Source organism: Hoeflea sp. 108 (genome assembly GCF_000372965.1).
Classification (GTDB): domain Bacteria; phylum Pseudomonadota; class Alphaproteobacteria; order Rhizobiales; family Rhizobiaceae; genus Aminobacter.
The window spans coordinates 3,192,073-3,204,953 of sequence record NZ_KB890024.1 but is presented as its reverse complement, the minus strand read 5'-3'; the positions used below and the strand labels follow the sequence as shown (position 1 = coordinate 3,204,953).

Annotated in this window: 10 protein-coding genes; 1 reads left to right on the top strand and 9 read right to left on the bottom strand. The window is 65.0% G+C overall.

Features of this window, described 5'->3' with window-relative positions; translation table 11 throughout:
• Positions 1 to 68 precede the first annotated feature (68 nt).
• The 9 genes from B015_RS0115835 to B015_RS0115795 form a co-directional block, all read right to left on the bottom strand.
• Entirely contained in the window at positions 69 to 626 is a 558-nt protein-coding gene (locus B015_RS0115835) for a hypothetical protein (protein WP_018428697.1), read from the bottom strand.
• Entirely contained in the window at positions 623 to 2,050 is a 1,428-nt protein-coding gene (locus B015_RS0115830) for a hypothetical protein (RefSeq protein WP_018428696.1), read from the bottom strand. Before B015_RS0115830 ends, B015_RS0115835 begins: the two co-directional genes overlap by 4 nt.
• A 502-nt stretch (positions 2,051 to 2,552) precedes the next feature.
• The gene (locus B015_RS0115825; RefSeq protein WP_026227343.1) at positions 2,553 to 3,650 is read right to left on the bottom strand and encodes an agmatine deiminase family protein; all 1,098 of its coding nucleotides are present in this window, start codon (positions 3,648 to 3,650) and stop codon (positions 2,553 to 2,555) included.
• A 134-nt stretch (positions 3,651 to 3,784) separates the two neighbouring features.
• Positions 3,785 to 4,381 (bottom strand): hypothetical protein, encoded by a 597-nt coding sequence (locus B015_RS0115820; protein WP_018428694.1) that lies wholly within the window; start codon positions 4,379 to 4,381, stop codon positions 3,785 to 3,787.
• 180 nt (positions 4,382 to 4,561) lie between these two features.
• Positions 4,562 to 5,425: a DUF1194 domain-containing protein gene (locus B015_RS31000; RefSeq protein WP_018428693.1), complete on the bottom strand. Its 864-nt coding sequence runs from the start codon at positions 5,423 to 5,425 to the stop codon at positions 4,562 to 4,564.
• A 268-nt stretch (positions 5,426 to 5,693) separates the two neighbouring features.
• Complete coding sequence (locus tag B015_RS0115810) at positions 5,694 to 6,353, bottom strand: SH3 domain-containing protein (RefSeq protein WP_018428692.1); 660 nt, start codon at positions 6,351 to 6,353, stop codon at positions 5,694 to 5,696.
• Positions 6,354 to 6,532: 179 nt separating this feature from the next.
• Positions 6,533 to 9,589, bottom strand: a complete 3,057-nt coding sequence (locus tag B015_RS32205; RefSeq protein ID WP_198292862.1) for an Ig-like domain-containing protein — start codon at positions 9,587 to 9,589, stop codon at positions 6,533 to 6,535.
• A 235-nt stretch (positions 9,590 to 9,824) separates the two neighbouring features.
• A complete protein-coding gene (locus B015_RS0115800) occupies positions 9,825 to 10,136 on the bottom strand; it encodes a MoaD/ThiS family protein (RefSeq protein ID WP_018428691.1) in 312 nt (103 codons plus the stop codon).
• Positions 10,137 to 10,146: 10 nt separating this feature from the next.
• Entirely contained in the window at positions 10,147 to 11,226 is a 1,080-nt protein-coding gene (locus B015_RS0115795; protein ID WP_018428690.1) for a sialidase family protein, read from the bottom strand.
• Positions 11,227 to 11,532: 306 nt separating this feature from the next.
• On the opposite strand from B015_RS0115795, the gene B015_RS0115790 reads away from it, so the two are divergent.
• Positions 11,533 to 12,849, top strand: a complete 1,317-nt coding sequence (locus B015_RS0115790; RefSeq protein ID WP_018428689.1) for an NAD(P)H-dependent oxidoreductase — start codon at positions 11,533 to 11,535, stop codon at positions 12,847 to 12,849.
• Positions 12,850 to 12,881 lie beyond the last annotated feature (32 nt).

Below are 12,881 nucleotides of genomic sequence, written 5' to 3'. Positions count from 1 at the left end.
CCGGGGGCTTTCGCCTATGTGAAGCCTTTCTACCCGGCGTATTCAGCGTTGTCCTATTTGCTCTGCTTTTAATGCTTCGGCTGGGCTTGCTGCTGCGCCACCTCCGCCTGCGGGGCTTCCGGCGTGGCGACCGATATGGCAAGCAGCCGCCATTGCCCTGACGCGACCTGGAAGACCAGGTCGAACTTGATCTGCTGCGGGCGGGTGGGGAAGTAGCCCGCAAGGCGCAGCAGGCCATTTTGATCGAGCGCGGGCGCTTCGGTGAATTGCGGCGCCAGAAGGGCCACGCCATAGAGATCGAAATTGCGGTGCCGCAGGTCGGAAAAGCTCTGGCCAAGGTCGGCTGCCGAGTTCTGCGCCTGGAAGTCGGGTGCGGCAAGATCATGCAGCACCGTGTAGTTGCCCGACCGGTTGGCGTCGTTGAGCGTCAGCAGCGTGGAGCGGATCAGATAGAGCGCCTGCTCCAGGGAGACGGGCAGGGCAGGCGACAGACGAGAGGTCTTGGACGCCGCCGTCGACGCCTGTTCCTGAGCCCTTGCGCCGTAGAACGCCCAGGGCTGCTGCAGCAACAGCGCAAGAAGGACGGGGCCGAGGGGGCGGGCCAAGCTTTTGGCGATCTGTCTCACCAGCCTATCCGCACGCCCAGGCGTCCGCCCACGCCGCCGCCATTGGTGCCATATGCAACGCCGCCATTGGCCTGAACATGCTCGCCAAGGCGCATCGCCCCGCTCAGGGCCAGGGCGTTGGTGCCGTCGAACGTGCCCCAGTTCAGCGTCATGGCGAAGCGTTCGGCGGGCATGACCCACGGCGTGCCCGACATCGCAAAGGCCATGGCGACACCGTTGAGCGCCTTGCTGCTCCTGCCGTCGAGGTCGTTGAGGCGGCTGTTGAGCCCGGCGATCTGTCCGTTGATGCCGGCGATGTCGGCGATGCCGGCAATTCCGAGATCGCCGAGCGTGCTGGAGCCGAGATTGCCGCCGCTGTCGGTTGTGACGAATTGCAGCGGCCCGGTCTGCGCCGCACGGCTCGCTGCCGAGGTGATGCCGCCCATCGTGTAAGTGTTCGAAGCCGTGCCGAAGGATTGCTGGTTGGCGCGCGTCGCTGTGGCGCCGGTGCCAATCGCCATGGAATTTGCATGGGTCGCCGATGCGCCGTTGCCGAATGCCGAGGAATTGGCGCCGGTGGCGGTCGAGCCGTAGCCCACGGCGGTGTTGAAGGTGCCGCTGCCGCTCGCATTGGCGTTGACGCCCAATGCGACGTTGGCGCTGCCGGTGCCGTTGGCGTTGGCAAAAGCGCCTGACGCGACGTTGCCGGATCCTGCACCGCTTGCAGTGGCAAGAAAGCCCGTCGCGGCGTTGAAGCTGTTGGCGCCGCTGGCATTGGCGCCGTCGCCTGTCGCGACGTTTCTGCTGCCGTCACCGCTCGCATTGGCGTTCAGGCCGCTCGCAACGTTGGAACTGATGTTGCCGCTGGCATTCGCCCGTGTTCCGGAGGCGTTGTTGTTGCTGTTGTCGCCACCGGCATTGGCGCCGTTGCCGGACGCGACATTGGAGCTGTTGTTGCCGACGGCATTCGCCCGTGTCCCCGAAGCGCTGTTGTTGCTGCCATCGCCGCCGGCAGTGGCGATGAACCCGGTGGCGATGTTCTTGCTGCCTGCGCCACTGGCAATCGCCCCGTCGCCGACTGCCGTGTTCGTGCTGCCGTTGCCGCTGGCGTTGGTGTTGTTGCCGTAGGCCGAGTTGCTGGAGCCGTTGCCGGAGGCGTTGGCATTGCCGGTTGCGGTGTTGCCGCTGCGGTCGCCGCTGGCGTTGGCGCCTGTCCCTGTTGCCGTGTTGTTGCTGCCTGAAATGCCGCTGGCATTGGCACCGTTGCCGCAGGCGAAACTGGCTGGTGATCCGGCAGCCGTTGCGCCTTGAGCGGACGCTGCGCCGTCGACGCAGACGAACTGGGCCTGTGCCGGCGAGACGATGGCATAGGCTGAAATCATCGAGACGAGCGCGGTTGCGGTCAGGGCCGCCGCCCGGTTCGAGTTGGCGCTTGTGACAGTCATATTCTTCCCCCGCCCGACGCAATAGGCCTGGTCCACCCGGGCAGATGGACCCTGTCTCCGGCACGTTTTCACGGTGCCGGGACAAAGGCTGCCGACCGCGATGCCGGCGCCTTGCCGCTCCGTCACGCTACTCGCATCCGCGAGCGCGCGGCTTGCAGGCAGTGGCGCGCCACGAGGCAGGCAGGGCGTTCCGGATGTCTTTGCGCGTATGTCGTTGCCGCGAGATTTCTGGCACAGCCGAGCAAGGCTGTCGCCGCATGCAGCTACAGATTGGGACGCTCGGTCATGAGGATGGGACGTCGGGTCATGGCTACCGCAGGCGCCGACGTTCCGCGGGCCTGTTGCGGTCCAGGTTCAATGGATCGAGCGGACGGATGAACGCCATCGAGCCCGCAGTCACGGAGAATCTCGGCCTGCAGACGGCTGGCGCTGATCGAGGCGTGTTTTGCGTGAGGGGCGGCGGGCCGCCACCGGAGAGGGCGGTGGCGTCCGTTGTCCGTCGTCAGGCTGGCTGCTGCTGGGTCGTGCAGTGAATTCCGCCGCCGCCGGCGGCGATGCCGTCGATGTTCAGCTGGATGATGTCGCGGCCGGGAAACAGGTCCCTGAGCGCGTCCCGCGTGTTGGCGTCGGCCTGCCTGTCGCCGAATTCGGGGGCGATGACGGCTCCGTTGCAGACATAGAAATTGATGTAGCCGGCTGCGAAGTCCTTGTTTTCGTACTTGCTTCGCACCGTCGAGGGGCCTTGCAGCACGACCACCTTCAATTTGCGTCCCTTGGCGTCGCTCGACTGCCTGAGGATTTCCAGGTGCCGCTTGGTCACGGCGTGGTCATAGGATGAGGGGTCGGGGTCCAAACCGGCGACGACCACGCCCGGGCTGGTGAAGCGGGCGTAGAAGTCGGTGTGCCCGTCGGTAATGTCCTTGCCGGCAATTCCGGGCAGCCAGATGATCTTCTGCAGACCGAGCAGGCGAAAGAGTTCGGCTTCGCATTGGGCCTTGCTGACGCCGGGATTGCGGTTGGCGTTGAGCACGCAGCTCTCGGTGATGATGGCGGTGCCTTCGCCGTCGACCTCGATGCCGCCGCCTTCGAGCACCAGTTTTGTCTCGATGAATGTCGCGCCGGCCTTGCCGGCGACGAAACCCGCAACCTCGGCGTCGTACTCGTGCGCCTGCTTGTCGCCCCAGCCATTGAAGTTGAAGCCGATGGCACCAGCCTGGCCGGATTGATCCTTCACGAACACCGGCCCGGTGTCGCGCATCCACAGGTCGTCGATGGGCTGGGTCACCAGCGTGACCGAGGGGCCGCACAGGCGTTCGGCGATGTCGTGGTCGTCTTCGCGCACCAGCATCTTCAGCGGCTCGTGCGCCGCAATCGCCTTGGCGATGCCGGCGAGGTTCTCGCGGACGACAGGCAGGAGTTTTCCGCCCCAGATGTCCGGGCTCGGGCCAAATGCCATCCATGTGGCGGCGTGTTTTGCCCCTTCGTCGGGCATGTGCCAGGTCTCGGCCTGTTCAGACGCGGCCGTGGCAAAACGGCTGGCGAGGGTGCCAGCGGCAAGTGCCGCTCCGGAAGCGAGCAAGAGATTTCGTCGCGTCGGCATCGAGAATTCCTTGGGAAAGCGGACAATCCGGCGGAGAGGTCTATCCGGCGAGAGGGCTATCCGGTGGGTAGGGGCGCTCGCGAAACTGGTCCGGAGAAAGGGAGGCGCAGATTCCGCGCCTCCCTTGGGAAAAATCAGTTCTGGACGTAGCAGCGCTTGCGCGCGCCGGGGGCCGGGTCGCCGAACACGTCGTTGCTGCACTCGACGCCGTCGCGGAATACACCTTCCTCGAAGTTGCCGGGGACGCCGTAGCGGACGCGCTTGCGGCCGTTGAAGTCGCAGTAGTCGTTCTCGCTGGCGCAGGCGACCCAGCGATTGCGGCGCGGCTCGCCATAACCGCCATCGCCCCAGCCACCGCCGCCATTGTCCCAGCCACCGCCATTGTTCCAGCCGCCGTCGCCCCAGCCGCCATCACCATAGTCGCGGTCGCGACCCCTGCCGCGCAGGACGATGTAGCAGCTCTTGCGGACGCCCGGTGCCGGATCGCCGAAGACGCGGTTCGAGCAGCGCACGGACGGGCCGTCGATGAAACGCGAGGTCATCCGGCCTTTGGCGCCGTAGACCACTTCGGCTGGATAGGGCAGCCGGCAGGTGCCGCCTTCGGTGGCGCAAGGCTGCATGCGCTGCGCCGAGGCCGTCTCGGGAAGCAGCGCGGAGCCCGCGGTCAGAAGGCCGCCGAGGCAGAGTGAGGCAAGTGCAGTGCGGAGGGAGAATATGGGTGCGCGTGACACGGGTTGGTCCTCGAATCGTTGTGGTCACAGCTTAGTGACCGCGATTTGAACGCACGATGAATGAGGCGTTTGTGTGTGGTTCAGGCAGCTGCAACCGCCGCAAACGCCAAGCCCCGGCGTCGCCGCCGGGGACAAATTCTGTTTCGTGGTGAGACAAAATTTCAGGGCGGGGCGGCCCGCTCATGTGGGGTCGGTGGCAAAGCCTGTCAGCACGCGCAGCTTGCCAGCGCAGCGTTCGGCTTCATGCGGTGCGCATCCCATGTCCTGATCCATCGAGCCTATTGTCAGCCTGTTGGCGCCGATCTCGCGGATCAGCTTGCGCAGGATGGCGGCCGAATAGTTCTGCCGCGCCGTCACCGGTTCGACAAAGGCGCCGGGGCCGCCGATGACCTCGTTACGGTAGTAGTCGATGAGGTATTCGGGCGGAAAATCGTCCTCGGCGCCGTCGAGCACACCCTGCAACAGGCCCTTGTAGACGATGGGCATGCCGTTGATGGTCGTGCCCATATCGAGCAGCCGCGCCCGCGTCTCCTCGACGTCGGGCACGTTGTTGTTCACCCCGTCGCCCGACAGGTTGACGACGTTGCGGCCGGCATCATAGCCGCTCGACTGCAGCAGATAGCTAGAATAGTCGAGCGCCATGCCGATCGAGGTGCCGCGCGGCAGGCGGGAGGGGAAATTCCGCTCCAGCCGCTGGGCGAAGGCAAGGGCCGCCTGCGGGCTGTCGATGACAGTCCAGGGCACGACCAGCTTGGGCGTGCGGTCGCCGCCCCATTCGAAATAGGTCACCGAGATCCGCCCTTCGGGACCGGCCAGCATCATGCGGATCAGTTCAGGGTCGCGGAAGGCGAGGACAAACCCCTGCTGCTGCAGCGTCTTTTCCTCGCGATCCATCGAGGTGGAGACGTCGGCGGCGATGACCAGTTGCAGGTCGACCGCTTGGCCGGCTCGTGCCGGCCCCGACGTGACGACGGCAGCCGTCGCAAGGGTGATCGTGATGTAAAGGCATGCGCGATACAGCGCGCGCAGATGTAACGGCAGCACGTTTTGCCCCCCTGAAAGCGATGTCAGCGGTTGTCGAGACGGCTTGGCAGGTCGCGTCGCCGCCAAGTCCGGCGCGCTGAGGGACTGTGCAGGAAGATTGTTGTCCGAATATTTGAAAGGGCGGGTTTCAGGCACAAAGCAGCAGGCGAGGGTTCGTTTCCGCGCCTGCGCCGGACGCTTGACTGCAAGCTGCACGAGCGTCCCGCGGCCCAGCGACAAAAAAGGCCCGGCGTTGTGCCGGGCCTTTTGGGTTCAGATGTCGCGCTGCCTATTCAGGCCGCAGGAAGCGGCCGTTGACCCAGCCTTCCTGGCCGCGATAGCGCACCTTGCACCAGCTCTGGCCATCCTGGCAGCCGAGATTGCGCAGGCCGCCGGCGTCGAAGGGGATTTCGGCGACGATTGCGCCGCGCGGCGAAGGGGTCGTGCGCATGTTGAGCACGTCGTTGGGCGTCACGCCGACCACGCGCCAGGAGCGCGGACCCGGTACCGGATCGGGGCCGGGAGCCGGGCCGGGACCTGTTTCGCCACCACGGCCGAAAATCGCGACGCTGAGCGAGAAGGGGGCCGGCACGTTGCGGCGGGCCTCGGCGCGCACGAGATAGATCTGGATGGTGTAGACGCCGGTGGCCGGCAGGCGGCCGTCCCATTGGGTCTGTTCGCGGGCGATGGTGCGGCCGCGCGGGTCGAGCACGTTGAAATAAAGGAAGGTGTTGCGCGAGCTGAGGTCGAGGCTCATGCGCTGGCCGGCGCGCGCCTCGAGCCGGTAAGAGGCGCTGATGCGGCCAAAGACGATGCCGCGCACCGTCGTCTGCGTCGCGCCCGGGCGCATGCGCAGCGTCTCGACGCGCTCCTGCGCCGCCGCAACTTGCGGCAAGGCCGGCGCAAAGGCGAGCATCAATGCCAGGAAAAGGCCTGTCCGTCGCATCATCTTGGTCCCCTAGCGTAAGATGGAATCCGTGAACGGATAGTAGAGCAAGTTCGCCCGGGGAGGGAACCGCCTCACGGAAAAATCATGTTGTGGCAACAGGATAGGCCGCGCGCTCCGGCGAGCTGGGACCGCTGTGGGGCAGGTGGCCGGCGGCAATCTCAAGCCGCCGGCTGCCATGGTCAGAAATTCCTGCCGACCTTGAGGCCGAGCGCATGGCTCTGGCCGACGCCGCCGACGGCGGTGCGATAGTCGAACCTTGCCGTCCAGCTGCCGCTGAGAGCGGCGTCAAGCGATGCGCCGAGCGTGACATAGTCGCTGCCCTTGCCCTCGGTCTGGAAGACGTAGTCCAGGCCGCCGGTGTCGGCATAGCCGAGGCTGACCTGGCTGGACCCCGCGAAATCATGGACATACTCGATCCGGGCGCCCGGCTTCAGCGTGCCCCAGTCGGTGGTGACTGCATATTCGACGCGAAGGCCGGCGATGCCAGACACCGTGTCGACGGTCTGGCTGCCATATCTCAGCAGGCCGGCGCCGCTGCCGCTTTCGGTATAGCCGTCCAGCCACGAGCGCGAGAAGTCCAGCCGGCCATAGGGCGAGATCAGCCAGGCATCGTCGCGCTTCTCATAGCTTGCGGTGATCGAGCCGAAGATCTGGGTGCCGCTGCGGTCACCCATCGCAAAGGTGCCGCTTGCAGTCTCGTAGCGCTTGCTGGAGAGGTCGAGCCAGCTGCCGCCGATGAGACCGTCGAGATAGGTCGACTTGAACGGCTGGTAGCTTGCATAGACTGCGCCGCTATAGGCATGCGCGCGGCTTTCGGTGCCGTTGGCGCCGATGTCGGTGGCGTCGCGGCCGTAGCCGAGCCCGAAACCCGCCACCAGCGACTTGGAGAAGCGGTAGTCCATGCCGCCGCTGACGCCTGCGGTGGTGTAGTCGAGGCTCAGCTTGCCGTCGTCGCGCTTGCCGAAATTGACGTAGCCGCCGGTCCACACGGCGAGCCTGCCGAGGTCGACATCGGCAGCTGGCTGCGCCGGCTGGCTGGACTTCTTGTCCTCGGCATAGTTGTGCATGGCGAAGCCGCCGCCGGCTTCGGTCCTCGAGGATTTGCCCAGCAGCTCCTCGAAGCGCCGGTCCTCGTCGCTCTTGCCGTCATTGCCGGAATAGCCGAGCCGCACGGCCATGCTGTTGCGGCGGCGGTCGCCTTCGTCGTGCAACTGCTCGAGCCGTGAGTTGAAGTTCTGAACCTGGCTGTCGGCGAAGCGGCGGGCAGCGTCGACCTGAGCGGTCAGCAGGCCGGTGACCTCGGCATCCTCGGTCGGATCGGGGGCGAGCGCGGCCACCGTCACGGTGTAGTCTTCCGTCACGCGGAAGGACCGCGAATCCAATGCGGCAATCGTGAAGGTGGACGTGCCTGCGGTGGACGGCGTGCCGGACACGACACCTGTCGCCCCGTTCAACGTCAGGCCGGTTGGCAGGGAGCCAGCAGTGATGCTGAAGGTGTAGGGGGCGGTGCCGCCCGTCGCGCTCAGCGTCTGCGAATAGGGGCGCCCGACCACGCCATCGGCAAGCGTGGCCGGCAGCGACATGGTGGGTGCATTGACCGTGTAGTTGTTCGATATGGCGGCGCCGGTGCCCGGATTGGCCGAGCTATTGACCACGCCGGTCAGGTCGAGCTCGATATGGTTGGTTGCGGCAGACACACCTGCGGCCGGGGTGAGCGTGGCGGTCCATATGACGCCACCATCCGACGAACTCAGGCCAGACAATGTGCCGTTGTCCGCAGTCATATCTGCGGTGGTGAAGCCGGTCACCGCCTCCGAGAAGGTGATCGTCACCACCGACGTTCCGCCGGTGACAAGCGCGGGTGTCGCAACGACGATCGTCGCCGTAGGGCGAGCCGTCTGGACCGAATAGTTGTTCGAAGCGGTTGTTCCGCTGCCGGTGTTTCCGGACGCGTTGGTCACGCCCGTGTTGGACAGAATAATCTGGTTGGCCGAGGACGTGATGCCTGCTGTCGGCGTGAATGTCGCCGTCCAGGTAATGCCACCATCCGTGGATGAAACAGCCGACAGCGTCCCGTTGGCGACGCTCAGGTCGGTGTTGTCAAAGCCGGCCACCGCCTCCGAGAAGGTGATGGTCACCAGGGCTGTTTCACCTGCCTTCAGAACGGGTATCGCCACGATGACCGTTGCCGTCGGCCTTATGGTGTCGATGCTGAAATTGGCCGAATTGGTCACGCCGGCACCGAGATTGCCGGCGAGGTCGGCCACGCCGGCGTTGTTGAGGGAAATCAGATTGGTCGTGAAACGAACGTTCGCATTTGGCGTGAATGTCGCCGTCCAGGTGATCCCGCCGTCCGAGGAGGAGGGGGGCGAAAGGCTGCCGTTCGGTATGGTCAGGTCGGCATTGTCAAAGCCAGTCACCGCTTCCGAGAAGGTGAAGGTTACCAGGGATGTGTCGCCGGCTTTGAGGGCGCTTCGGGCCATGGTGATTGCTACGGTCGGTCGCTGCGAGTCGACACCATAATTGTTGGAATCGGTTGTTCCGCTGCCTTGGTTGCCAAAGAGGTCCGCCACACCCCAATTGTTCAGCGTGATCACATTGGATGATTGGGTGATGCCCGCAGCGGGGGTAAAGGTCGCCGTCCAGGTGATGCCGCCGTCCGAGGACGAGACAGCCGACAAGGTGCCGTTGCTGATGGTGAGGTCGGCGTTGCTAAAGCCGGCTACCTCCTCGGAAAACGTGATTGTCACCTGCGACGTCTGGCCAATGCCGATGTAGGTAGGGTACAAAACGATGGTCGCTGTCGGCCGCTGGGTGTCGATCCGATAGTTGTTGGAATCGACGGTGCCGCTGCCAGCCTCGCTGCCCAGGTTCGTCACGCCCGCCAGGTTCAGGGTAATCCTGTTGGTTGGGGCGGTGATGGAACTCGACGGTGTGAATGTCGCCGTCCAGGTGATGCCGCCATCGGAGGAGGCCACTGGTGTCAGTGTTCCGTTGGTGATGGTCAGGTCGAAATTGGTAAAGCCGGTTACCGCTTCCGAGAAAGTAAACGTGACCAGCGACGTGCCGCCGATATTGAGATCGCTGTTCGCAACGACGATTGATGCCGTAGGCGCCGCGCTGAAAGCCATCGACGGCCAGAACATGCCCATGCAGAGCATAAGCAACAGGCGGGTAAGCGTCCGGCACCGCGCAGCCATTGTCGCGACCGCGCGTGTTGTCGTCTGATGCTTCATCGGTGGCCCCCGCCAGCTCCAGCCCGACACCTGTGAGTGGTGCGGCTGCAGTAATCCCATTCGCAATGACCGCCCGGAACCGGCGATTCACCCGAGTGGACTGAGAGCTTGTCTTTGGGGAAAGGTCAACAGAAGAATAGGATGCAATCTTTGCAAATATATATGCCAAGGCATGTTGTTTCATCTATATGTAGAATTACCGGATTCTAAAATATTCAAATAGTTGCATTTGCCTCTAGCCGCCGCTGATTGCCGTCAGCACGAAGACCTCGACGCCGGGGCTGAGCTTCGTGGCGAGCGTCGCGCGTTCGCCGTCGATGAAAACGTTCATGTGCTTGCGGATGGCCGGCCGGGAATCGCAGATGCGGTCGCGCATGCCGGGCCAGCGGCGGTCGAGCTCGTCGACCATGTCGCGGACGGTCGCAGCCTTGACTTCGACCCGCCTGACAGCACCGGGAAACAGGTCGACCAGCACGCCGGGCAGGCGCACCACGATTGTCGCCAGCCCCTGGGCAGGCGCGGCGCCGGGGGAATGGGTGTTGTCCATGCGCCCTTCCTCAGTCGACCACGAGCGTTTCCACCGACAGGATCGTCGGCAGGTGCTGGGCGACGTCGATCCAGCTTTCGCCCTCGTCGGAACTGGCAAACAGCGCCCCCGAACTGGTGCCGAAATAGACGCCGGCGGGCTCAAGCCGGTCGGTCGCCATCGCCTGCCTGAGCACGCCGATATAGGCGTTTTCCTGCGGCAGGCCGTTGCGCATCGCCTGCCAGCCATGGCCGGCATCGCGCGTCCGCCACACCGCCGCCTTGGCGTCGGGTACATAGCGGCCGGCGCTGTCGCCGTTGAGCGGCACGAGGTAGAGGGTGTCGGGGTCGCGCGGATGGGCGGCGGCTGGAAATCCGAAAGTCGAGGGCAGGCCCTTTTCGATGCTGACCCAGCGCCTGCCGCCATCGTCGGAGCGATACATGCCGCAATGGTTCTGCTGGTAGAGCCGGTCGGGCATGCCGGGCGCCATGACCAGATTGTGCACGCACTGGCCGAATTCGGGATAGTTCTCGCCCTCGGGCAGGAAGTCGGCGCGGGTGCCGAGGTTGCGCGGCTCCCAGCTCTGGCCGCCGTCACCGCTGTAGAACACGCCGGCGGCCGAAATGCCGATCCAGATGCGGTCGTGGTCGTCGGGGTCGAGCACGAGGGAATGCAGGATCAGGCCGGCGCCGCCGGGGTTCCAGTGCGGGCGGGAAGGGTGCTTCTGCAGCGCTTCGACGTGGCTCCAGCTGTGGCCGTCGTCGTCGCTGCGAAACAGCCCCGCCGGCTGGACGCCGGCATAGAGGCTGCCATTGCCCTTGGCGAGGCTCCACACCGCCTTGATCGGCTCCTCGCCCTCGGCATATGCGAGCCCCTCGGATGAGTGCGTCCACGTCTCGCCGAGGTCGGTCGATTTCCAAACCGCCGGGCCGAACCATTCATTGCCGCCCGCACCCCAGATTGCGTCTGTCTTCGGGTCGGCGACGACATGGTTGATCGGCCATGTCTCGCAGTACGGTCCGCGCAGCTTCCACGACCGCCTGGCAGCGTCGCTCTCGGCAATGAAAGCACCCTTTTTGGTGCCAAGCAGGACAAGGACTTTCTCAGCCATTGCACTCCTCCCCACAGGGGCCGATCTTCAGAAATTGAATCTGGATCGGCTTCCAAGTTTTTCAAATACCTTGCGTTCCCGCGCCCGCCGCGCTCGCTGGCTCGGCTTCAGGGCTGCGGTGCAGCGCTGTCGGGCGTCATTGCGGCCGATGTTAGCGGCAAAGCCGGAAGCGAAACAGCCGAAGCAGGCAGGCTCCTGACAAAGCGCCTTCGGGCCGGGGCGACATTCCGGTTGACAGTGCGCCATAATTCAATACCCGTCGCGCGGTAGAGAAGCTGCCTTTCTATCGTTCGGGAGGACCACCAGATGACGATCAACGTAGCGCCTGTGGGCTTGGCGCGAGACCTCGTGGAGCGGCAGAAGTCGGGCAAGCCGATCCGCATCGGCCTGATCGGCTCGGGCGAGATGGGCACCGACATCGTGGCGCGGGGGGCGCATATGCCGGGTATCGAGGTCGGCGCGATCTCAGAGCTCAATTTGCCCAACGCGCATCGCGCCGTCGACATCGCCTACCAGGAAAAGGGCCATGCCCGCGAAGTCGCCTCCGGCTCGGCGATGAGCGAGGCGATCGAGGCGGGCAAGGTTGCGGTGACCAACGATGCCGACCTGATCCTCAACAGCGGCCTGATCGACGTCGTCATCGATGCGACTGGCGTGCCCGCCGTCGGTGCCGAGATCGGCCTGCGCGCCATGGAGCATGGCAAGCATCTTGTCATGATGAATGTCGAGGCCGATGTCACCATCGGCGCCTATCTCAAGTCGGAGGCCGACCGGCTCGGCGTCACCTATTCGCTGGGCGCCGGCGACGAGCCGTCGTCGTGCATGGAGCTGATCGAGTTCGTCTCGGCGATGGGCCACACCATCGTTGCCGCCGGCAAGGGCAAGAACAACCCGCTCAACATCGACGCGGTGCCGCACGATTATGCCGAGGAAGCCAAGCGCCGCAACATGAACGTGCGCATGCTGGTCGAGTTCGTCGACGGCTCCAAGACCATGGTCGAGATGGCGGCGATCGCCAACGCCACCGGCCTCGTTCCCGACAAGGCCGGCATGCACGGTCCGGCGGCGACGCTGCCCGAACTCAACAAGGTGCTCATCCCTGAAAAGGACGGCGGCGTTTTGTCCAAGGTCGGCGTCGTCGACTATTCGATCGGCAAGGGTGTGGCTCCCGGCGTCTTCGTCATCGCCGACATGTCGCATCCGCGCATTCGTGAGCGCATGGAAGATCTGAAGATGGGCCATGGCCCGTATTTCACCTTCCACCGGCCTTACCATTTGACCTCGCTCGAGGTGCCGCTGACCTGCGCCCGTGTCGTGCTCTACGGCAAGGCCGACATGGTGCCGCTGGCAAAGCCGGTGGCCGATGTCTGCGCGGTGGCCAAGAAGGACCTCGCACCCGGCGATGCGCTCGACGCCATCGGCGAATACACCTACCGCGCCTGGATCATGACGGCTGGCGAGGCACGCGCCGCAAAAGCCATCCCCTGCGGCCTGCTGCAGGGCGGCACGGTCACCGCCCCGATCAGGAAGGGCGAGCTGATCACCACGGCCAATGCCGCGGTTGCGCCAAACTCGAAGATCGCCGAGCTCAGGGCACGGCAGGACAAACTGGTCTATGGCTGATTGGCTCTGTGCCGCGCGTCCTGATGGCACGC

Coding starts and splice junctions, on each gene's coding strand:
- B015_RS0115795 (WP_018428690.1), bottom strand. CDS start 11,226: ATGGCTGAGAAAGTCCTTGTCCTGCTTGGCACCAAAAAGGGTGCTTTC.
- B015_RS0115810 (WP_018428692.1), bottom strand. CDS start 6,353: ATGATGCGACGGACAGGCCTTTTCCTGGCATTGATGCTCGCCTTTGCG.
- B015_RS0115830 (WP_018428696.1), bottom strand. CDS start 2,050: ATGACTGTCACAAGCGCCAACTCGAACCGGGCGGCGGCCCTGACCGCA.
- B015_RS32205 (WP_198292862.1), bottom strand. CDS start 9,589: ATGAAGCATCAGACGACAACACGCGCGGTCGCGACAATGGCTGCGCGG.
- B015_RS0115790 (WP_018428689.1), top strand. CDS start 11,533: ATGACGATCAACGTAGCGCCTGTGGGCTTGGCGCGAGACCTCGTGGAG.
- B015_RS0115800 (WP_018428691.1), bottom strand. CDS start 10,136: ATGGACAACACCCATTCCCCCGGCGCCGCGCCTGCCCAGGGGCTGGCG.
- B015_RS0115825 (WP_026227343.1), bottom strand. CDS start 3,650: ATGCCGACGCGACGAAATCTCTTGCTCGCTTCCGGAGCGGCACTTGCC.